The 21923-nt window shown below is 72.5% G+C and carries 16 protein-coding genes and 1 pseudogene; 11 read left to right on the forward strand and 6 right to left on the reverse strand.

Translation table 11 applies throughout. The features are described from left to right. The 6 genes from GT045_RS21185 to GT045_RS21210 form a co-directional block, all read left to right on the forward strand. Positions 1-765, forward strand: a 765-nt coding sequence (locus GT045_RS21185) for an amidohydrolase family protein (RefSeq protein WP_161333063.1), incomplete at its 5' end; no start/stop codon positions are given. A 5-nt stretch (positions 766-770) separates the two neighbouring features. Continuing rightward, positions 771-1688 (forward strand): LLM class F420-dependent oxidoreductase, encoded by a 918-nt coding sequence (locus GT045_RS21190; RefSeq protein ID WP_161289955.1) that lies wholly within the window; start codon positions 771-773, stop codon positions 1686-1688. Positions 1689-1697: 9 nt separating this feature from the next. Beyond that, positions 1698-2468 (forward strand): SDR family oxidoreductase, encoded by a 771-nt coding sequence (locus GT045_RS21195; protein ID WP_161289929.1) that lies wholly within the window; start codon positions 1698-1700, stop codon positions 2466-2468. Positions 2469-2568: 100 nt separating this feature from the next. Then, on the forward strand, positions 2569-3687 hold the full coding sequence (locus GT045_RS21200; protein ID WP_161289932.1) for an LLM class flavin-dependent oxidoreductase: 1119 nt from the start codon (positions 2569-2571) through the stop codon (positions 3685-3687). 145 nt (positions 3688-3832) lie between these two features. Continuing rightward, the gene (locus GT045_RS21205) at positions 3833-5563 is read left to right on the forward strand and encodes a D-aminoacylase (protein WP_161333064.1); all 1731 of its coding nucleotides are present in this window, start codon (positions 3833-3835) and stop codon (positions 5561-5563) included. Beyond that, the gene (locus GT045_RS21210; protein WP_161333065.1) at positions 5560-7011 is read left to right on the forward strand and encodes an aldehyde dehydrogenase family protein; all 1452 of its coding nucleotides are present in this window, start codon (positions 5560-5562) and stop codon (positions 7009-7011) included. The genes GT045_RS21205 and GT045_RS21210 overlap by 4 nt, the downstream gene beginning before the upstream one ends. 132 nt (positions 7012-7143) lie before the next feature. Here GT045_RS21210 and GT045_RS21215 read toward each other — a convergent pair whose 3' ends face one another. Then, entirely contained in the window at positions 7144-8655 is a 1512-nt protein-coding gene (locus GT045_RS21215) for a CehA/McbA family metallohydrolase (RefSeq protein WP_161333066.1), read from the reverse strand. A 195-nt stretch (positions 8656-8850) separates the two neighbouring features. On the opposite strand from GT045_RS21215, the gene GT045_RS21220 reads away from it, so the two are divergent. The 3 genes from GT045_RS21220 to GT045_RS21230 are packed head-to-tail and all read left to right on the forward strand — an operon-like array spanning position 8851 to position 12949. Continuing rightward, entirely contained in the window at positions 8851-9717 is an 867-nt protein-coding gene (locus GT045_RS21220; RefSeq protein ID WP_161289943.1) for an LLM class F420-dependent oxidoreductase, read from the forward strand. Positions 9718-9741: 24 nt separating this feature from the next. Then, positions 9742-12327 carry a bifunctional FO biosynthesis protein CofGH gene (locus tag GT045_RS21225; protein ID WP_161333067.1) on the forward strand — a complete coding sequence of 862 codons (2586 nt, stop codon included), beginning with the start codon at positions 9742-9744 and terminating at the stop codon, positions 12325-12327. Between the two features lie 49 nt (positions 12328-12376). Further along, positions 12377-12949, forward strand: a complete 573-nt coding sequence (locus GT045_RS21230) for a hypothetical protein (protein WP_202515447.1) — start codon at positions 12377-12379, stop codon at positions 12947-12949. Here the strand turns inward: GT045_RS21230 and GT045_RS21235 are convergent. Continuing rightward, positions 12942-13451 (reverse strand): DUF2165 domain-containing protein, encoded by a 510-nt coding sequence (locus GT045_RS21235; protein ID WP_161298344.1) that lies wholly within the window; start codon positions 13449-13451, stop codon positions 12942-12944. The two genes, GT045_RS21230 and GT045_RS21235, sit on opposite strands and share 8 nt — an antisense overlap. A gap of 401 nt (positions 13452-13852) precedes the next feature. Between GT045_RS21235 and GT045_RS21240 the strand changes: the two genes are divergently transcribed. Beyond that, a complete protein-coding gene (locus GT045_RS21240; protein ID WP_161333068.1) occupies positions 13853-14968 on the forward strand; it encodes an ADP-ribosylglycohydrolase family protein in 1116 nt (371 codons plus the stop codon). A 59-nt stretch (positions 14969-15027) separates the two neighbouring features. On the opposite strand, the gene GT045_RS21245 is transcribed toward GT045_RS21240, so the two are convergent. Continuing rightward, positions 15028-16593: a sodium:solute symporter family protein gene (locus tag GT045_RS21245; RefSeq protein ID WP_161298346.1), complete on the reverse strand. Its 1566-nt coding sequence runs from the start codon at positions 16591-16593 to the stop codon at positions 15028-15030. 123 nt (positions 16594-16716) lie between these two features. Then, complete coding sequence (locus GT045_RS21250; RefSeq protein WP_161333069.1) at positions 16717-17505, reverse strand: SDR family oxidoreductase; 789 nt, start codon at positions 17503-17505, stop codon at positions 16717-16719. 80 nt (positions 17506-17585) lie between these two features. Here GT045_RS21250 and GT045_RS21255 point away from each other — a divergent pair, with 80 nt between their 5' ends. Continuing rightward, positions 17586-18434 (forward strand): hypothetical protein, encoded by an 849-nt coding sequence (locus GT045_RS21255; protein WP_161298348.1) that lies wholly within the window; start codon positions 17586-17588, stop codon positions 18432-18434. A gap of 31 nt (positions 18435-18465) precedes the next feature. On the opposite strand, the gene GT045_RS21260 is transcribed toward GT045_RS21255, so the two are convergent. Further along, positions 18466-20382, reverse strand: a complete 1917-nt coding sequence (locus GT045_RS21260; RefSeq protein WP_345942703.1) for an MFS transporter — start codon at positions 20380-20382, stop codon at positions 18466-18468. Between the two features lie 200 nt (positions 20383-20582). Then, a pseudogene (locus tag GT045_RS21265) lies at positions 20583-21923 on the reverse strand (D-alanyl-D-alanine carboxypeptidase); the annotation flags it as partial.

Here is a 21923-nt window from a genome sequence, read left to right on the forward strand (position 1 = left end):
CGCGCCTACAACGACTGGATGGTGGAGGAGTGGTGCGGGCCCGAAGCACACGGGCGGCTCATACCGCTCACCCTCATCCCGCTGTGGGACGCCGGACTGGCGGCGGCGGAGGTCCGCCGCAACGCCGAACGGGGCGTCCGGGCCGTCGCCTTCTCCGAGATACCCCCGCACCTCGGGCTGCCGTCCGTGCACACCGACGACTGGGACCCCTTCCTCGCGGCCTGCGACGAGACCGGCACGGTCGTCGCCATGCACATCGGCTCCAGCAGCCGGATGCCCTCCACCTCCGCCGACGCCCCGCCCGCCGTCGGTTCCACCATCACCTTCGCCAACTGCTGCTTCTCGATGGTCGACTGGCTGATGAGCGGCAAGTTCGAGCGTTTCCCGAACCTCAAGGTCATGTACGCCGAGGGCCAGATCGGGTGGATCCCGTACGTCCTGGAGCGCGCGGACGTGGTGTGGGAGGAGAACCGCGGCTGGGGCGGGGTCGCCGACAAGGTGACCCGGCCGCCGTCCGAGCTGTTCGCCGGGCACGTCTACGGCTGCTTCTTCGACGACGCCTTCGGGCTCAGGAACCTGGACGCCATTGGCGTCGGCAACGTGCTGTACGAGACGGACTACCCGCACTCCGACTCCACCTGGCCCAAGTCCCGCGAGGTCGGCGAGGCCCAGATGGGGCACCTGCCGGCCGACGTGGTCGAGCGGATCGTCCGGGGCAACGCCATCGACCTGCTCGGGCTCACGCCGCAAGGGCTGTGGCGGTGAGCCGCCTGGCGTACGGCATCCAGCTGCCCGTCCAGTCCCAGAGCACCCTCTACGCCGAGCCGTGGGAGGCCGGGGCCGGGCCGGAGGACCTGGTCGCCGTCGCCCGCGCGGCCGACGCCGCGGGGTTCGCGTACCTCGCCTGCTGCGACCACGTCGCCGTCCCCCGCCGCCTCGCCCCGGCCATGAGCACGGTCTGGTACGACCCGGTCGCCACCCTGGCCCACCTCGCCGCCGTCACCGAGCGGGCCAGGCTGCTCAGTCATGTCGCCGTCGTCGGGCTGCGCCATCCGCTCGTGACCGCCAAGCAGTACGCCACCCTCGACCACCTCTCCGGCGGCCGGCTGGTCCTCGGCGTGGGGGCCGGGCACGTGCGGGAGGAGTTCGAGGCGCTCGGGGCGGACTTCGAGCGGCGCGGGGCCGTACTCGACGAGGTGATCGACGCGCTGCGGGCCGCCCTCGGGCCCGAGGAGTTCCCCGAGCACCACGGCGAGCGCTACGACTTCGCCGGGCTCGGCCAGCGGCCCCGCCCGGCACAGCCGCACGTCCCCGTGTGGGTCGGCGGCTCCTCGCCCGCCGCCGTCCGCCGGGCCGCCCTGAAGGGCGACGGCTGGCTGCCGCAGGGTGATCCCCGGGACCGGCTGGCCGAGCAGGTCGCCCGCATCCGGCGGCTGCGCGAGGAGGCCGGGGCCGGCGGGCCGTTCACGGTCGGTGCCATCGCCGAGCCGCTGTACGTGGGCCGGCCCGGCTGGGACGTGGGACGACGCACGCTCACCGGGACGCCGGAGGAGATCGCCGAGTCGCTGCGCGCGTACCGGGCGCTGGGTGTGGACCAGATCCAGGTGCGGTTCCGCAGCCGGAGCCGGGCCGAACTGATCGACCAGATCGGTGTGTTCGGGGTGGAGGTCGCGCCCCGGCTGGACTGAGGAGGCGGTATGGGCAAGCTGGACGGGCGGGTCGTGGTCGTCACCGGGGCGGCACGCGGGCAGGGCGAGCAGGAGGCGCGGCTGTTCCGGGCGGAGGGCGCGCGGGTCGTCGTCACCGACGTGCTGGACGACCGGGGGGAGGCGCTGGCCAAGGAGATCGGCGCACGGTACGTGCATCTGGACGTGGGCAGCGAGGACGGCTGGCGGGAGGCCGTCGGGACCGTCAAGGAGGCGTACGGGCGGATCGACGGGCTGGTCAACAACGCGGGCATCCTGCGCTTCAACGCCCTCGTGGACACCCCCCTGGCGGAGTTCATGCAGGTCGTGCAGGTCAACCAGGTCGGCTGCTTCCTGGGCATCAAGGCCGTCGCGCCCGAGCTGACGGACGGCGGCACGATCGTGAACACCGCCTCGTACACGGGGCTGACCGGTATGGCGGCCGTGGGCGCGTACGCCGCGACCAAGCACGCCGTGCTCGGGCTGACCCGGGTGGCCGCGCTGGAGCTGGCGGACCGGGGGATCCGGGTCAACGCGATCTGTCCGGGCGCCGTCGACACCGCGATGTCGAACCCGGCCCGGCTGGACCCGGACGCCGACCCGGCGGAGACGAGCCGAGCGCTGGACGAGCTGTACCGCAGGCTCGTGCCGCTCGGCCGGGTCGGGCAGCCGGAGGAGGTGGCCCGGCTCGCCCTCTTCCTGACCTCGGACGACTCCTCGTACATCACCGGGCAGCCGTTCGTGATCGACGGCGGCTGGCTGGCCGGCGTCAGCATCATCTGACGAGCCGTCAGCTATTGACGGCCGCGGCGGCCGGTGCCACAGTCGGCCGACAACCTGTCTGACGGTATGTCAGAAAAAGACTTGGGGACGGTGAACCGCCGTGGAATTCGGGCTCTTTGTACAGGGATACGTCGGCAAGCGGGCCGAGACCGACCCGCTTGCCGAGCACAAGGCGCTGATGGAGGAGACCGAGTACGTCATCCAGGCGGACAAGTCCGGCTTCAAGTACGCCTGGGCCTCCGAGCACCACTTCCTGGAGGAGTACTCGCACCTGTCCGCCAACGACGTCTTCCTCGGCTACCTCGCCCACGCGACCGAGCGGATCCACCTGGGTTCCGGGATCTTCAACCCGCTGGCCCAGGTCAACCACCCGGTGAAGGTGGCCGAGAAGGTCGCCATGCTCGACCACCTCAGCGAGGGGCGCTTCGAGTTCGGCAGCGGGCGCGGTGCCGGGTCGCACGAGATCCTCGGCTTTTTGCCCGGCATCACCGACATGAACCACACGAAGGAGATCTGGGAGGAGACGATCGCCGAGTTCCCGAAGATGTGGCTCCAGGACGAGTACGCCGGGTTCCAGGGCAAGCACTGGCAGCTGCCGCCCCGGAAGGTGCTGCCGAAGCCGTACGGGAAGTCGCATCCGGCGATGTGGTACGCGGCCGGCTCCCCGCCGTCGTACGCCATGGCCGCGAAGAAGGGGCTCGGGGTGCTCGGCTTCAGCGTCCAGAAGGTCTCCGACATGGAGTGGGTGCTGGAGCAGTACAAGACGGCCGTCGTGGACGCCGAGCCGGTCGGGGAATTCGTCAACGACAACGTGATGGTCACCACCACCGCGATCTGCGCGCCGACGCACGCCGAGGCCATCGAGATCGCCGTGCACGGCGGGCTGCACTACCTGCCCTCGCTGGTCTTCCGCTACCACGACACCTTCCCGCGGCCCGAGGGCTTCCCGGTGTGGCCGGAGACGCTGCCCGAGTACACCCCGGAGTTCGTGGAGCTGCTCATCGAGGAGGAGCTGCTGATCTGCGGGGATCCCGACGAGGTGCTGCGCCAGTGCAAGCGGTGGGAGCAGGCCGGGGCCGACCAGCTCAGCTTCGGGCTGCCGGTGGGGGTGCCGAAGGAGGAGACGCTGCAGACGATCCGGTTGATCGGGGAGCACGTCGTTCCGAAGATCGACACGGACCCCGTGCACCGGACCAGCCGGTTCCGGGCGGCCTCGTGACCGCCGTCGCGGGGTGCGGGGCGACCGCGGCGAGGCACGCAGGCCCCCGCGCCCCTGCCACGCACCGGAGTCGCACGGGGCGACCGCGGCGAGTGGCGCAGGCCCCCGCGCCCCTCCCGTCCGCCGGAGCCGAAAGGGGAGCCCCATGCTCGATCACGTGATCAAGGGCGTCACCGTCGTGGACGGCACCGGTGCGCCCCCCTTCACCGCCGACGTCGGCATCCGGGACGGCCGTATCGCCGCCGTCGGCAAGGTCACCGCCGCGGCCCGCGGCAGCGAGGACGCCGCCGGACTCGTGCTCACCCCCGGCTTCGTCGACCCCCACACCCACTACGACGCCCAGCTCTTCTGGGACCCGTACGCCACCCCCTCCCTCAACCACGGGGTCACCACCGTCGCCGCCGGGAACTGCGGCTTCACGCTCGCGCCCCTCCATCCCGGCCGCCCCGAGGACGCCGACTACACCCGGCGGATGATGTCCAGGGTCGAGGGCATGTCCCTGGTGGCGCTGGAGCAGGGGGCGCCCTGGAACTGGAGCGGTTTCGGTGAGTACCTGGACGCCCTCGAAGGACGGATCGCCGTCAACGCGGGCTTCATGGTCGGCCACTGCGCGCTGCGCCGGTACGTGATGGGACCGGACGCCGTCGGCGGACAGCCCACCGAGGAGCAGCTGGCCGGCATGCTCCGGCTGCTGCACGAGGCCATGGACGCCGGCGCCTGGGGGCTGTCCACCACCCAGTCCGGCACCCACTCGGACGGGGACGGACAGCCGGTGCCCTCCCGGCACGCGCGGCCCGCGGAACTGCTGGCGCTGTCGCGGGCGGTCGGGGAGCACGAGGGCACCCAGATCGAGGCGATCGTCGCCGGCTGCCTCGACCAGTTCAGCGACGCCGAGATCGACCTGCTCGTGGAGCTGAGCGCCGCCGCCGGCCGCCCCCTGAACTGGAACGTGCTCACCGTCGACGCGGCCGTCCCCGAGCGCGTGCCCCGGCAGCTGAGCGCGAGCGAACGGGCCCGCAAGGCCGGCGGCCGGGTCGTGGCACTCACCATGCCGATCCTCACCCCGATGAACATGTCCCTGGGCACGTTCTGCGCCCTCAACCTGATACCGGGCTGGGGGCCGGTGCTCGGGCTGCCCGTGCCCGAGCGCATCGCCCGGCTCCGCGACCCCGGCGTCCGCGCGGAACTGCTGCGGCGCGCCCGCTCCAAGGAGGCCGGGGTGTTCCGGCGCCTCGCGGACTTCGGGCGCTACGTCATCGGGGACACCTACAGCGAGGCCAACCGGGGGCTCACCGGCCGGGTGGTGCGGGACATCGCCGCCGAGCGCGGGCAGGATCCGTTCGCCTGCCTGGTGGAGATCTGCGTGAACGACGGGCTGCGGACCGTGCTGTGGCCCATGCCGAGCGACAACGACCCGGCCTCCTGGGCGCTGCGCGCCGAGACCTGGAGCCATGAGGACGTCCTGCTCGGCGGCTCCGACGCGGGCGCCCACCTGGACCGGATGTGCGGGGCGCCGTACACCACCCGGTTCCTCGGGGACTGCCTGCGCGGCCGCAGGCTGCTCACCCTGGAGCAGGCGGTGCGGATGCTCACCGACGACCCGGCCCGGCTCTTCGGGCTGCGGGAGCGGGGGCGGGTGACGGAGGGCTGGCATGCCGACCTGGTGCTGTTCGACCCGGAGCGGATCGATGCCGGCCAGGCCCGTCTGGTGCACGACCTGCCGGGCGACAGCCCGCGGCTCGACTCGCGGGCGATCGGGGTGCGGGCCGTGTGGGTCAACGGGGTCGAGGCGATCCGGGACGACGTGGTGACCGGGGCCGTACCGGGCCGGGTGCTGCGGTCCGGGCGGGACACACGGACGGTGAGCACGCGGTGAGCGAGGTCCAGCCGCTGTTCGTCGGCGGGGAGTGGGTGGCACCGGACGGGGGGCACTACCCGGTCATCGACCCCGCCACCGAGGAGACGGTCGGCCGGGCGCCGGAGGCCACGCCGGACCAGGCGCGGGCGGCCTGCGCCGCGGCCCGGGAGGCGTTCGGCACGTGGTCGCGGACCCGGCCGGAGGAGCGGGCGGCGCTGCTGGGGCGGGCCGCCGGGATCATCCGGGAGCGGCTGGCGCCCTACGCCGAACTGGCCCGCGCCGAGACCGGGGCGACCACCGCCACCGCCCGCGCGATGCAGGTCGGGGTGGCCGCCGCCCGCTTCCGCCGGTACGCGGGCGTGGAGCCCGCCGAGTGGGCCGTCGTCCCGCAGATCAACGAGGCGGGGCCGATGGGCCGGGCCGGGGTGGTGGGGGCGCTCGCGGTACGGCAGCCCGTCGGGGTCGTCACCTGTGTCACCTCGTACAACAACCCGTGGGCCAACCCCGCCGGAAAGATCGCTCCGGCGCTGGCCATGGGCAACACGGTGGTGGTGAAACCCGCCCCGCAGGACCCGCTGTCCGTCTACCGGATGGCCGAGGCGCTGGCGGACGCCGGGGTGCCGCCGGGCGTGGTGAACGTGGTCTCCGGGCGGGACGTCTCGGTGGGCGAGGCGGTGGTGGCGTCCGGTGACGTCGACATGGTCAGCTTCACCGGCTCCACGGCCGTCGGACGGCGCATCGCCGAGGTGTGCGGGCGCGACATGAAGCGCCAGCTGATGGAGTTGGGCGGGAAGGGCGCCGCGCTCGTGTTCGACGACGCCGACCTCGCCGCGGCCGTCGCCGGCATCGGCACCGCCTTCTCCTTCTACAGCGGGCAGATCTGCACCGCCCCGACCCGGGTGCTGGCCCAGCGGGGCGTGTACGGCCGGCTGGTCGAGCGACTGGCCGCCCACGCCCGCCGGCTGAAGGTGGGCGACCCGCGGGAGGCGGACACGGTCGTGGGCCCGGTGATCTCCGCCGAGCACCGGGCACGCGTGGAGTCGTACGTCGAACTCGGCCGCAAGGAAGGGGCGACGGTGGTCGCCGGCGGCGAACGCCCCTCCCTGGAGCGTGGTTTCTACGTCGTCCCCACCCTGCTGGCCGACTGCACCAACGACATGCGGGTGGCCCGGGAGGAGATCTTCGGACCGGTCGTGACGGTGATCCCCTTCGACGACGAGGACGAGGGGGTGGCCCTCGCGAACGACTCCGACTACGGCCTCCTCGACTACGTCTGGTCGGGCGACGTGGCCCGCGCCTTCCGGGTGGCCCGGCGGCTGCGGGCCGGCGGGGTCGGGATCAACACGGTCGGCCGCAACATGGAGGCACCCTTCGGCGGCTTCAAGAAGAGCGGCGTCGGCCGGGACGTCGGCTCCTACGCCCTGCACGCGTACAGCGAGGTGCAGGCACTCGTGTGGCCGGGCTGAGCCGGCGCCCGGTCGGCCCGGTCGCGCCGTACCGTCGGCGTCGGCCGCGGCGGCCCGGACCTGGGACCGGTGGTCTCCGGCAGGGTCTGCGCCGGGATGCGACGGGACAGCCGGCGGTAGCTGCCGCCCCCGTCAGCGGTGCCCGAGAAAGATCGGGTTGGTGAACGCTGCCAGGGCCCCCGGCAGGGGTCCCGCCGCCGTCTCGTGCCGGAGCTCGGCGCGGACGTACGCCGCGTTCGCCGGGGTGGTGCGCCACTCCACCACGCCGGAGCCGGTCACCGGCAGCGGGTCGCCGGTGAACAGCACGCCCTGGTCGGTGACGAGGCGGACCGTGCAGCGCGGGGCGCCGGACACCTCGAGGCGCACCGTCACCGGGGTGTCCGGCGAAACCGCCAGCCGCCCGCCGATGCCGGCGTGTTCGCCCCGGCCGCCGGACGCGGTGAAGGCCAGCGAGACCTTCCTGGACTCCGCGACGTAGGAGCGCCCCGCCCTGATGCCCTCCTGGATCGCCTCCCGGCTCAGGTCGTCGGCGAGGACCACCGTCTGCGGGGAGCCGACCGGGTCGGGGTCCCGGTGCGCGTCGCTGTTGCCCATCGCCGGGATCCAGCCACGGCCGTCCCGCACGGACGCGACCAGCATGCCGTCCCAGTCGGCCAGCGCCACCTCGTCGTCAGGCGTGTAGGGGCCGTTCCACACCTCGATGGCGTCCGCCTCCCCGAAGCCGAACTTCCAGTTGCAGCCCACACAGGTGGCGTGCGGATGGGCGGGCACGACCAGGCCGCCGGACTCGCGGACGCGGCGGGCGAACCGGCCGAAGCGGTTGTCGCGGGCCCGGTAGCGCCAGTCGACGAAGGTGCCCGGGTCCGTGCCGAGCGCCAGGACGTGGCCGTTGCGGGTGGTGATCTCCTCGCCCAGCATCACCAGCAGGTCGTCGCCCGCGGCGTCCGCCCAGTGGGGGTGCGAGGAGTGCGTGTTGTGGTCGGAGCTGTTGATGAAGTCCAGGCCGGCGGCGCGGGCGAGCGCGGCGATCTCGGCGGGGGTGCGGCGGCCGTCGGAGTGCCAGGAGTGCAGATGGCAGTCGCCGCGGTACCAGGCCCGGCCGCGGCCCTTGGCCCGCTGCGGCGGGTACACGGGGTCCGGGGCGGCGGCCTGCTCGCCGTAGGTGAGGGTGATCGTCAGCTCGTACGACAGCCCCTGCGGGGCGACGGTGTAGGGGCCGAGGGCTATCCGCCAGGTGCCCGCGTGGATCGTCCCGGGGACGTAGCCGGGCGTGGCGTCGTCGGCGCGGACGAAGAACTCCGTCCGGGCGCCGCCGGACCACCCGCGGAAACCCTTCCCGCCCAGTTCGGTCCCGCGCTCGTCGAAGAGGCCGATGTCCAGGGCGTTGCCGGGGGTGCCGGCGGGGACGGCCGGGCGGTCGTAGGTGTAGGAGACCTTGATCTCCCTGGTGTGCTCGGGCACGTCGACGGGCACGTACACGAAGTCGGGCGAGCCCGCCGGCAGCGTGCCGCGCACCGTTCTGGTCTCGGTCCGGTGCATGGTGTCCGCCCCTCTCGCGAAGGTCGCGCTTCCCAACGTAAGCGCGGCCGCGGCGCCCGTCACGATCAGTGAACGTCTTCCGGGCCTTGCGTCGTCATCGCACATGCCGTTGAGCGTTCCCCATGGGCGTGAACATGCAAGGACGGGAAGGAAATCGGCGGGTTTCGAGCGCTGGGGGGCGTACATCGTCCGGCCACCGCCGGTCGGCCGGCGCGAGGGTGCGCGTCCGGCGATCCCCACCGCAGTCGATGCCGACCAGTCGGTATGGACTTCTCGTCCCGATGCCGGTACAGATGGGCCATGCGCATCGCCGTGACGATCTTCCTCACCGACGAGACGGTCACCCCCGTCCGCCTCGCCCGCGAACTCGAACAGCGCGGTTTCGCCGGGCTGTACCTGCCCGAACACACCCACATCCCGACGGAACGGACCACCCCGTACCCGGCCGGCGGTGACCTGCCGCCCGAGTACGGCCGCACCCTCGACCCCTTCGTCGCACTCGGCCAGGCCGCCGCCGTCACCGAGCGCCTCGGCCTCGGCACCGGGATCACGCTGGTCGCCCAGCACGACCCGATCGACCTCGCCAAGCAGGTCGCCACGCTGGACCATCTGTCCGGCGGGCGCTTCACCCTCGGCCTCGGCTACGGCTGGAACGTGGAGGAGGCCGCCGACCACGGCGTGGCCTGGGGCACCCGGCGGGAGCTGGTGCGGGACCGGATGGGCCTGCTGCGGGCGCTGTGGTCCGAGGAACCGGTCGGCTACGAGGGCGAGTTCGGCAGTGTCCGCCCCAGCTTCGCGTTCCCCAAGCCGGTGCGGAAGCCGCGCGGCCCGGTCGTCGGTCCCCGCACACTCGTCGGCGGGGCCGCCGGGCCGAAGCTGTTCGCGCACATCGCCGAGTACGCCGACGGCTGGCTGCCGATCGGCGGGCGCGGACTCACCGAGTCCCTGCCCGTGCTGCGCTCGGTGTGGGCGGACGCGGGCCGCGACGCGGCAGGCCTCCAGGTGGTCCCGTACGCCGTCCAGCCCACCCCGGGCAAGCTCGCCCACTACGCGGAACTCGGCATCGAGGAGGTCGTGGTGCAGCTGCCGCCGGCCGGTGAGGCGGACGTGCTGCGCGCGCTCGACGCGTACGGCCCGCTCCTGGCCGACGGCACGCCCCGTGCGTGATCAGCGCGAACGTATCCTCGAAGGATGACGACTTCCGCGACCTCCGGAACCGGCCCCACCGAGAACTCCATGCGTCGCGCCCTCAAACGCGCCCGGGACGGCGTCGCCCTCGACGTCGCCGAAGCCGCGGTGCTCCTGCAGGCACGCGGTGCGGACCTGGCCGGTCTCACCGCGTCCGCGGCCCGGGTGCGGGACGCGGGCCTGGAGGCGGCGGGCCGGCCCGGCGTCATCACGTACTCGAAGAGCGTCTTCATCCCCCTCACCCGGCTGTGCCGCGACAGGTGCCACTACTGCACGTTCGTCACCGTGCCCGGCAAGCTGCGCCGCGCCGGGCACGGGATGTTCATGTCCCCCGACGAGGTGCTGGACATCGCCCGCAAGGGCGCCGCGCTCGGCTGCAAGGAAGCCCTGATCACCCTCGGCGACAAGCCGGAGGACCGCTGGCCCGAGGCGCGCGAGTGGCTCGACGCGCACGGCTACGACGACACCATCGCCTACGTCCGCGCCGTCTCCATCCGCATCCTGGAGGAGACGGGCCTGCTGCCCCACCTCAACCCGGGCGTCATGACGTGGACGGACTTCCAGCGGCTGAAGCCGGTCGCGCCGAGCATGGGCATGATGCTGGAGACGACCGCCACCCGCCTGTGGTCCGAGCCCGGCGGCCCGCACCACGGCTCCCCGGACAAGGAGCCGGCCGTCCGGCTGCGCGTCCTGGAGGACGCCGGCCGCTCCTCCGTGCCCTTCACCTCCGGCCTGCTCATCGGCATCGGCGAGACCTACGAGGAGCGCGCCGAGTCCCTGTTCGCCCTGCGCAAGGTCTCCCGCGCCTACCACAGCATCCAGGAGCTGATCATCCAGAACTTCCGCGCCAAGCCGGACACGGCGATGCGCGGCATGCCGGACGCCGAACTGGACGAACTGGTGGCCACGGTGGCCGTCGCCCGGCACATCATGGGCCCGAGCGCCTGCCTCCAGGCCCCGCCCAACCTGGTCGACAGCGAGTACGAGCGGCTGATCGGCGCCGGCATCGACGACTGGGGCGGGGTCTCGCCCCTGACCATCGACCACGTCAACCCCGAGCGCCCCTGGCCGCAGATCGAGGAACTCACCGAGCGCTCCCGGGCGGCCGGCTTCTCCTTGCGTGAACGCCTGTGCGTCTACCCGGAGTTCGTGCGTCGCGGCGAGCCCTGGCTGGACCCGCGGCTGCGTCCCCACGTCGCCGCCCTCGCCGACCCCGCGACGGGCCTCGCCCTGCCGGACGCCCCGGTCCAGGGCCGGCCCTGGCAGGAGCCGGAGGAGGCGTTCACCGCCGCCGGCCGTACCGACCTGCACGCCTCCATCGACACCGAGGGCCGCACCGGCGACCGGCGCGCCGACTTCGACGAGGTGTACGGCGACTGGGAGGCCCTGCGCGAGGCGGCGGCCCCCGGCATGGTGCCCGAGCGCATCGACACCGACGTGCGCGCGGCGCTGCGCACGGCCGCGGACGACCCGACCCGGCTGACCGACGCCGAGGCCCTCGCCCTGCTGCACGCGGACGGCCCGGCGCTGGACGCGCTGTGCCGGGTCGCCGACGACGTGCGCAGGTCGGCGGTCGGTGACGACGTCACGTACATCGTCACCCGCAACATCAACTTCACCAACGTCTGCTACACCGGCTGCCGGTTCTGCGCCTTCGCGCAGCGCCGCACGGACGCGGACGCGTACACGCTCTCGCTGGAGCAGGTGGCGGACCGCGCCCAGCAGGCGTGGGACGTGGGCGCGGTCGAGGTGTGCATGCAGGGCGGCATCCACCCGGACCTGCCGGGCACGGCGTACTTCGACATCGCGAAGGCGGTGAAGGAGCGCGTCCCGGGCATGCACGTGCACGCCTTCTCCCCGATGGAGGTCGTGAACGGCGCGACCCGGACCGGGATGCCGGTCAGGGAGTGGCTCACCGCCGCCAAGGAGGCGGGTCTGGACTCCGTCCCGGGCACGGCGGCGGAGATCCTGGACGACGAGGTCCGCTGGGTGCTGACCAAGGGCAAGCTGCCCGCGGCCACCTGGATCGAGGTGATCAGGACGGCGCACGAGCTGGGCATCCGCTCGTCCTCCACCATGATGTACGGGCACGTGGACCAGCCCCGGCACTGGCTCGGCCATCTGCGCACGCTGGCCGGCATCCAGCGCGAGACGGGCGGCTTCACGGAGTTCGTGACCCTGCCCTTCATCCACACGAACGCGCCGGTGTACCTGGCCGGTATCGCCCGCCCCGGCCCGTCCGTGCGGGACAACCGGGCGGTGACGGCGATGGCCCGCCTCCTGCTGCACCCCTGGATCCCCAACATCCAGACGAGCTGGGTCAAACTGGGCACGGAGGGGGCGGCGGAGATGCTCCGCTCCGGCGCGAACGACCTCGGCGGGACGCTCATGGAGGAGACGATCTCCCGTATGGCGGGCTCCTCCTACGGCTCGTACAAGTCGGTCCGCGACCTGGTCGCGGTGGCGGAGGCGGCCGGCCGGCCCGCGAAGCCGCGCACCACGCTGTACGGCGACGTCCCCGAGGAGCGGCAGCGGGCGGCCGAGGCGTCCGACGGGCACCTGCCGGATCTGCTGCCGGTCCTGGACTGAGTACGATGATCCGACCCCCGATCCTGGACGGGGCCCCGTAGCGGAGGAGATGCGTCCCGTGGCTGCCCGACTGCCCTCGTGGGCCTGGGTCACCGGTCTGACGGCGGGGGCCACCGCGGCCGTCGTCGCCCTCGCCGTACAGGCGGAGCACGCGCCGCAACCCACGGCCGCCGTGTCCAGGCCCGGCGCCTCGGCGTCGGCGCGGCCCCACACCTCGGCCTCGCCCCAGACACCGGAGGCGCCCGCCCTGCCGGACGCCTCCGGCGAGGGCCGCCGGATCGTCTACTCACTGGCCGGGAAGCGGGTGTGGCTCGTCGACGCGACCGGCAAGCCGGTGCGCACGTTCACGGTGTGGCCGGGCACGGTGGCCCCGCAGCCCGGCCGCTACTCCATAACCCTGCGCACCCAGTCCCTCAAGGGCTCGGACGGCGTCGAGATCGAGCACGTCATGTACTTCACCAAGGTGTCCGGCGTGAACGTCGCCTTCTCCAACGCCCTGGACGGGTCCTCGCCGCCGCCGGCGAACGGCCAGAAGCTGGGCGGCATCCGCCTCCACAAGGAGGACGGAGCCGCGCTGTGGTCCTTCGGGGACCAGGGGACGAAGGTGACGGTCGTCAGCTAGCGTCCCGGCGGCCCGCCCAGGGCAGCTGGTTGACGATCAGGGCGACGCCGCTGAGCAGGAAGATCCGGGTGGCGGCGTCCAGTCCGTTCCACGTCTTCGACTGCCACATCGAGAACCACTCGCCGCCGATCGCGATGAAGCCGGCCCCGAAGAGCAGCAGGAGCATCAGCAGGCCGTAGGTGGACCAGCGCCGGGCACGGTCGGCGTCCCGGCGCGCCCACAGCCAGGTGCCCCAGATCAGTACGAGCGCCGCCGCCGTCTCCCAGGCGATGATCAGCACGTAGGCGGTGTCCTGGAGTGCGGTGCTGGTGACCGCCCGCCACATCAGGTCGTCGTCCTTGAAGGTGGTGTCCATCGCCAGCACGTGCCGGACGAACTGCTGGTTCGTGCCGAAGTCGGTGATGTTCCCCAGGGCGACGAGGGTGATGTAGAGGGCGAGTATGCCGGTGAGCACACCGGCGGCAAGGCTGTGGCCGGTGTGGCGGGTGGGGGTGGTGGTCATGGCTGGATTCTCCCTGACGAACACCGCCTTCTCCCATGCGCATTGCGTCAGAATGCGCGGCCGGATCCGGCGGACTCCGGTACGGCCGGGCCCAGCCCTCCGGTGGCCGAGGCGCTCCGCGCGCGTCCGGCAGCGGCTCGTACCCCCCGCGGCCTGTGCGGGGAACGGCTCGCCTGGGGGAGGGCGACGGCGACGCAGCGGGCGCCGGCCGGGGCCCGGCCGGAACCGGGTCGGCCGCCGGGGCGGAAAAACGGAACCGGGGCGCCCGTCGGGGCGGAAAACGCGTGGGATCCACTGGGCGGAAATGCCCTGCCAGGGCCGGTTTGCCCTACTGAACGGACCGTTCCGGGTCGATTACAGTGCCTAGCGTCGTACGGACGGGCGGTGTCGTGGGAGGTCTGGTGGGTGCGACGTCCGGTGCCGTCTGGGGCCGAGCCGAGCAGCAGGACTTCCGCAGCCGGGTGCGCGGCACCCTGCTCGGCTCGGCCGTGGGCGACGCGCTGGGCGGACCCGCCGACGCGCTGTCCCTCGAGGAGATCCGCTCCGCGTACGGCGGCGAGGGGCTGCTCGACCTGGCCTTCGGCCACGGCCGGCGCGGCGCCGTCACCCATCACACACAGCTGGCCCTGTTCACCGTGGACGGGCTGATACGCGCCCAGGTGCGCCGCGACACCGGCGCCTGGCACCCGCCGACCGATCTGCACCGGGCGTATCTGCGCTGGGCGGCCACCCAGCGGGACTGGGGGCCCGACGAGCGCCGCAAGGACGACGGCTGGCTGGCCCGCGAGGAGTGGCTGTACGCCCGGCGGGACCCCACCCGGTCGCTGCTGCTGGGGCTCGGCGACGTGACCATGGGCACGCTGGAGACGCCGAAGAACCCGGGGGAACTGGGTCCGGAGGCGGTCGCCCGCTCGGCGCCCTTCGGTCTGCTGGTCGGCTGGGAGCCGCAGCTGGTCGTCCAGCTGGCGGTGGAGTGCGCGGCCCAGACCCACGGCCACCCCATCGCCTACCTGTCGGCGGGCGCGTACGCCGTCATCGTGCACGCGCTGGCCCGGGGCGACAGCCTGGACGGCGCGGTGCAGCGGGCGCTGGCCCTGCTCGCCGCGCGCCCCGGCCACCAGCCGGTCTCCGACGCCCTCCAGCACGCCCTCGGTGCCGTGCGGCAGGGCATGCCCACGCCGGCCCGGGTGGAGGAGCTGGCCGGCGACGGCACGGCGGACGGGCTGCTGGCGGCGTCCGTGTACTGCGCGCTGGTGGGGGAGGACGTACGGCACGGGTTGTGCCTGGCGGTGAACCAGGGCGGCCCGTCGGCCGCCGCGGGCGCGATCGCCGGCGGCCTGCTGGGCGCCCTGCACGGCGAGACGGCCCTCCCGCCGGCCTGGCTGGCCGAGCTGGAGGGCCGCCCCACGATGCTGGAACTCGCCGACGACTTCGCGATGGAGATGACGCAGGGCCCGGCCCTGCACGGCCCGGCGGGTTCCTCCCCGGGCTGGCTGGCGCGCTATCCGCGGGCGTGACGCGCTGAAGGGGGACCGGCCGCGCGGCCGGTCCCCGCACCCCCCGCCCGCAGCGCCCGCTACGGCGCTCCGACCACGTCGTCCCCGGCGCCGGCGGGTACCGGGACGGTCAGTGCGGCGCCCTCGTCCCCGTCGGTGTTCACCTTCTCGATGACGGCCAGGCGCTCCGGTGTGTCCTCCGGCTTCAGGTAGCCGATCAGGATGTACAGGACCAGGGAGACCGCGAGCGGGATCGACACCTGGTACTGGAGCGGGACACCGCCGTCGACGCTCCAGCTGACGGGGTAGTTGACCAGCCAGAAGGCCAGCAGGCCCGCCGCCCAGCTGGTGAGCGCCGCCGTCGGCCCCGAGCGGCGGAACGGCCGGAGCAGGCCGAGCATCATCGGGATCGCGATCGGACCCATGAGACCGGCCACCCACTTGATGACGACCGTGATGATGTCCTTGAAGGCGGGGGAGTTGACCTGGGTGGCGACGGCCATGGACAGGCCGAGGAAGACGACGGTCGTGACCCGGGCCGCGATCAGGCCCGAACGCTCGCCCCAGGCACGTGCCTTCGCGGACAGCACCGGAGCCACGTCCCGGGTGAACACCGCCGCGATGGCGTTCGCGTCGGAGGAGCACATGGCCATGGTGTGGGAGAAGAAGCCGACGATGACCAGTCCCAGCAGGCCGTGCGGCAGCAGCTGTTCGGTCATCAGGGCGTAGGAGTCGGAGCCGTCCGGCTTCTGCGCGTGGACCAGCAGCGGGGACATCCACATCGGGAAGAAGAGGACCACCGGCCAGACCAGCCACAGGATCGCCGACAGCCGGGCCGAGCGCTCGGCCTGGCGGGCACTGCCCGTCGCCATGTAGCGCTGGGCCTGGTTGAGCATGCCGCCGTTGTACTCGAACAGCTTGATGAAGAGGAACGCCAGCAGGAACACCGTGCCGTACGGGCCGACCAGCGGCTTGCCGTGGCCGTGCAGCGCGGGCTCGTCCCAGGCACCGAGGAAGCCGATGTCCTTGTCGCCCAGCTTCACCACGACCGCGACGAACATGGAGACGCCGGCCAGCAACTGGATGACGAACTGGCCGAGTTCGGTCAGTGCGTCCGCCCACAGGCCGCCGATCGTGCAGTAGACGGCGGTGATCGCGCCGGTGATGAGGATGCCCTGGTTCAGCGAGACCCCGGTGAACACCGACAACAGGGTGGCGATCGCCGCCCACTTGGCGCCCACGTCCACGATCTTCAGCAGCATGCCGGACCAGGCGAGCGCCTGCTGGGTCGGCAGGTCGTAGCGGTTCTTCAGGTACTCCAGCGGGGAGGCCACATGGAGCCGGGAGCGCAACCGGTTGATGCGCGGCGCGAACAGCTTCGACCCGATGGCGATGCCGAGCGCGATGGGGAAGGACCAGGTGATGAAGGAGGTGACGCCGTAGGTGTAGGCGATGCCCGCGTACCCGGTGAACATCACGGCGCTGTAGCCCGACATGTGGTGCGAGATGCCGGAGAGCCACCAGGGCATCTTGCCGCCGGCCGTGAAGAAGTCGGAGACGTTGTCCACGCGCTTGTGCGACCAGACGCCGATCGCGACCATCACACCGAAGTAGCCGATGAGCACGGCCCAGTCGAGACTGTTCATGTGCCCGATCGTGGGTCCGGCTACATGAACGCGACAAGCAAGCTGAAGGTCAAGTCACGGTAAAATTGTTCGACTTGATGACTTCAGTTCATATGGATGAACAAACGTGAGGGGCGGAACGGGCTATCGCATCAGCTCCCCGGCGTTCACGAGCAGCTGCTGTCCCGTGATCGCCCGCGCCCGGTCCGAGGCCAGGAACACCACCGCGTCCGCCACGTCCCCGTCGGTGGCCAGCTCCGGCAGCGCCATCCGCTCGCTCAGGCGGCCCAGCACCTCCTCCTCCGGCACCCCCTCCGTCCGGGCGGTGAACCGGACGTACGCCTGCACCGGCGGCCCCCACATCCAGCCCGGCAGCACGGTGTTCACCCGGATCCGGTACGGCCCGAGCTCCCGGGCCAGCGAGTACATCGCACTGGTCAGCGCCCCCTTCGACGCGGCGTACGCGGCTTGCCTCACCTGCGAGGGCGCGGCCACGGCCGACTGCGTCCCGATGAACACCACCGACCCGCCCCCGGCCGCCTTCAGCGCCGGCAGGCACGCCCGGGTCATCCGCAGCGTCCCCAGCAGGTTCACGTCCACCACCGACTGCCAGGTCGCGAAGTCGGCGTCCTCCAGACCGCCGAAGTGGGAGTCCCAGGCGGCCACGTGCACCACGGCGTCGACCGCGCCGAACCGCTCCCGGGCCAGCGCGGCCAGCGCCTCGCACTGCCCCTCGTCGGTGATGTCGGTCGCCCGGTACGCCGTGCGTGCGCCGCCCGGGTCGGCCTCGGCGGCGCTCTTGGCGAGGTTGGCCTCGGTGCGCGCCCCGAGCACCGCGTTCCCGCCGTCCCGTACGACGGCCGCGGCGACCTGGTGGCCGAGCCCGGCCCCCACGCCCGAGACGACGACGGTCTTGCCGGTGAGCAGGGACATCGGGGCCTCCCGGGGTATGGCGTTCCATCTGACGGAGCGTCAGAGTATGGGCGACCGTGAGAGGACGGAAGGGGAACCGCATGAGCGAGGACACCCGCAGCGAGCTGTACGCCGAGCTGGCCGCCGCCGGGCCGTACGGTGTCCGGCCCGGCCACGCCCTGATCACCATGGTCGAGCCGCACCCCGGCCACGAGCACGCCTACAACCGCTGGTACGAGGACGACCACTACTACGCCGGCGCGATGGCCATGCCCTGGATGTACGCCGGCCGCCGCTGGGTCGCCACCCGGGAACTGCAGCTCCTGCGCCACCCGGAGAAGTCTGCGGTCGCCCGGCCGGTCACCGCGGGCTGCTACCTCTCCACCTACTGGATCACCGCCGGCCGCTACGCCGACCACATGAAGTGGACGGTCGCCATCAACAAGCGGCTCAACCGCGACGCCCGCGTCCACCACGACCGCACCCACGTCTTCACGGCCTTCCAGGACCACGAGACCACGGTGTACCGGGACGGCGCGGCCGGACCACGCGACTTCCACGCCCTCGACCACCCCTACCGGGGCCTGGTGCTGGAGGTGATCGACGCCGACTCCCCGCAGCAACGCGCGGAACTGCTGCAGTGGCTGCGCGCCCGGCACCTGCCGCGCCGCCTCGCCGGCTCCCCGTCCGCCCTCGTCACGGTGTTCCGGCCGACACCACTGCCGGGCGACCGCATGACCTACGTCAAGCAGGTCGAGGGCGTGGACACCCGGCTCACGCTGCTGTGGTTCCTGGAGCGGGACCCGCGCGAGTGCTGGGCGGACCACTTCACGGGTCTGGACACGGACGTCGCCGGCTCGGGACTGGGCAGGGTGGAACTGGTGGCCCCCTTCATCCCGACGATCCCGGGCACGGACACCTACGTGGCCGAGCTGCGCGGCACCGGGTAGCACCGGCCGCTCGCCGCGCGGCCGGGCACCCTCACTTCAGCTCGTCCGGGCAGGGCGTACCGCGCGGCAGCTGGTACGGCGCTGCCAGGTGGTACGTCCCGGCCCGCGGCGCGAGCAGCATCGTCCACCGGTCGCCGTTGCCGTCCTCCGGTGTCTGCATCAGGCATCCGTCGACGTTCCGGTACGTCTTCGGCGAGTCCTGGGACGCCCGCGGGGGCTTCACGCTCTTGCCGTGTTCGTCGACGATGCTCAGCCACGGCGAGTACGGGATCCGGATCAGGATCCGCCCCGCCTCCCGCACCCGCAGGGTCATCTCACCCTGCTCGGCCCGGTCCACCACCGCGTTCGGCTCGGCCAGCGGCGCCGGGTCGGTCACCCGGAACAGCTGCCAGTTGGCGTCGCCCCAGACCTGCCGCAGATACGGCATCCCGCGCTGCAGCAGCGCGCGCTCGCCACCGTCACCGTCCACGTTGTCCTTGGGCAGCACCACGAAGTGCACCGCCCAGCGCCGGAGCCACTCGTGGTACGTCGCCGAGTTGAGCGTGTCGTCGTAGAAGAGCGGGTTGCGCTCCATGTCGGCCTGCCGGTTCCAGCCCCGGGCCAGGTTGACGTACGGCGCGAGCGCGGAGGCCTCGCGGTGCGAGCGGGCCGGGACCACCTCGACGCGGCCCTTCTCGGCGCCCGCCTTCTGCAGCTCGTTGACGAGCGGTGCGAGTTCCCGCGCCCAGGAGGCGGCCGGGGTGGTGTGGATGATGTCGTCGACCGACTTGAAGCCGAGCCAGCCGACGAAGCCGAGGAAGGCCAGCACGGTCACATACCACCGGCGGGACTTCGGCACGGTGTACGGCAGGGCCGCGATCAGGGTGGCACCCGCGAAGAGCATCGGCAGCCGGGAGATGTTGGACCCGATCTGCGAGCTGATCAGCCACACCAGCACGACCCCGAGGCTGTAGACGGCCGCGGTGAGCCGGACGGTCACCCACTTCTTCGGCACCAGGAACAGGCACAGCAGGCCGTACAGCAGCGGCATGATCACCGAGCCGATCCCCATCGGCTGGGTCCCGGAGAACGGGAACAGCCAGGCCGAGACGGCGACCACCGCCGACGGGGCGAGCCCCAGCGCCCACGCGCCGGGCCGCCGCTTCTGCAGGAACAGCGCGACCGCGACCAGGCCCACGAACAGTCCGGCGACCGGGGAGGACATCGTCGCGAGCGCGGCCAGCGGGGCGGCGACCAGAGCCTTCGCCCAGCGCTTGTAGCGCCACCGGTACGGCCAGCAGAACACCGCCGCGACCGCGCCGAGCGCGAACATCATGCCGAGCCCGAAGGTCACCCGGCCGGAGATCGCGTTGCAGATCAGCGCGAAGATCCCGGCGAGCGAGACCCACAGCGGGTTCCGCACCGCCCGGCTGCGTATCAGGATCATCGTCAGCAGGCCCGCCGAGAGCGTGCCGGCGATCATCATCGTCGTCCGGACGCCGAGGACCGACATCAGGTACGGCGACACCACGCTGTACGACACCGGGTGCATGCCCCCGTACCAGGCGAGGTTGTACGCCGAGTCCGGATGCCGGCCGACGAACTCCGCCCAGGCGTCCTGCGCGGCCAGATCACCACCGCTGTTCGCGAACGTGAAGAACCAGATGACGTGCAGGACGCCGGAGAGCACGGTCATGGACAGCGCCGGATGCCGCAGCAGCCGCTGCCGGAACGGTTCGAGGGCGGTGAGCAGGCGGGCGCGACCACCGCGACGGTCCGTCGCGTCGCCGTCACCTTCCGTGCCGGGACCGGTGCCGGTGGTGCCGCCGGCCGGCGTCCCGGTCGTGGTGACGGCCGGTCCGTCAGCAGCCGTCTCCGTCGCGACGTCAGTCATGGACAGACGTATTCGCGGGCCGGATCCCGGCCCCGGATCGGCGTCGTCGGCGCGTGTCGGCTCCGCTGTGGCCACCTGAAGGCACTCCCCGTGTCCCGTCTTCTGTTCTCGGCCGCTTCCTGCTGTGTTCCCGGCCGCTTCCCGTCCAGTTCGCGGCCTCGTCCCGAGACCGGCGACCTGCCCCGATTCGTGACGCTAGCACGCACCCCGCCGCGGGGCTCCCGGGTGGGGCTCCGTCGACGGGGTGCGCGGGCGGCCTCGGGGGCCGGTGCCGGTCAGCTCACGCGGGTGAGCTTGGCGCCGAAGCCGGGCTCCACCAGGTCCTTCTGGAGGGTCACCGGGACCTTCACGGCGCCGGTCGGGCCGTCACCCACGGTGAGGGTGCCGACCTGGGTGCCGGCCTTCGCGGTGTGCGGCACGGTCCCGGGGGCGAAGGACAGCCTGACCTTCAGACCGGCCCAGCCGACTGCGGTGACGTCCTTGGTGACCACGATCGGGGTGTGGCCGCCGAGCCGGTCGTCCACGTACCCGACCACATCGCCCTTCTTGAGGATCTTCGTCGAGGTCAGCGCGTCCTCGGCGGCGAGCAGCGCGGTCTTGCTGACCGTGTTGGCCGTGCCGAGGATGGGCGCCGTGTTCTGGCCGAGGATCGCGCCGACGATGGTGACCGTCTGCCCGCCGACCTTCTTGCGGGAGGCGAAGAGCAGGTTGCCGCCGGCCGCGGTGGTGCTGCCGGTCTTGATGCCGATCGCGCCGATGCGGTACGGCAGCTCGTTGTAGTTCGGCCAGTTGTGACCGGAGGGGTCCGTCCAGCTGGCCGCGCTGGTGATCGCGACCAGGGCCGGGACCTCGACGACCGCGCGGCCGAGCTTCACCTGGTCCTTGGCCGTGGAGACGGTGGTCTCCTTCAGGCCGGAGGGGTCGGTGTACGTCGTGCCGGTCATCCCCAGCTTCCTCGCGGTGGCGTTCATCTTCTTCACGAACGCCGCCTCCGAACCCGCGTTCCACCGCGCGAGGAGCCGCGCGATGTTGTTGGCGGACGGGATCATGACGGCCGACAGGGCCTGCTTCTCGGTGAGGAATTCGCCGGCCTTGACGGTGTTGAGCGTCGACTCGCCGACCTTGTCGTAGCCGCCCTCCTTCTCCGCCGTCGGGTCGACCTTGATCTTCGGGCCTTCCTCGCCCGGCTTGAGCGGGTGCTCCTTCAGGATGATGTAGGCGGTCATGGTCTTGGCGACCGAGCCGATCGCCACCGGGGTCTGCTTGCCGAAGTCGCCCATCGTGCCGATGCCGTCACCGTCGATCCAGCCCTGGCCCTCGCCGGGCCAGGGCAGGTCGGTCCTGCCGTCGAAGGTGTAGGTGTCCTTCGCGGTGAGCGCGAGGGCGGGGGCGGGCAGCGGGCGGAACGTCTGCACCACCGCGAAGACGATCACCAGGAGCAGGACCAGGGGGGTCCAGATCTTGACCCGGCGCACGATCGTGCGGACCGGGGTCTCCGGCGGCGGCGGGGTGTTCGTCAGCTCCGCCAGCAGGTCCAGCGGGGGCTTGGGCGGGAGCGGCTGCTGGGTGGTGCGTTCGGGGCCGATCTGGGGGACGGGGGTGGTCGCGTCCGCGGC

Origin of the sequence: Streptomyces sp. SID486 (genome assembly GCF_009865385.1) — a bacterium.
GTDB lineage: Bacteria > Actinomycetota > Actinomycetes > Streptomycetales > Streptomycetaceae > Streptomyces.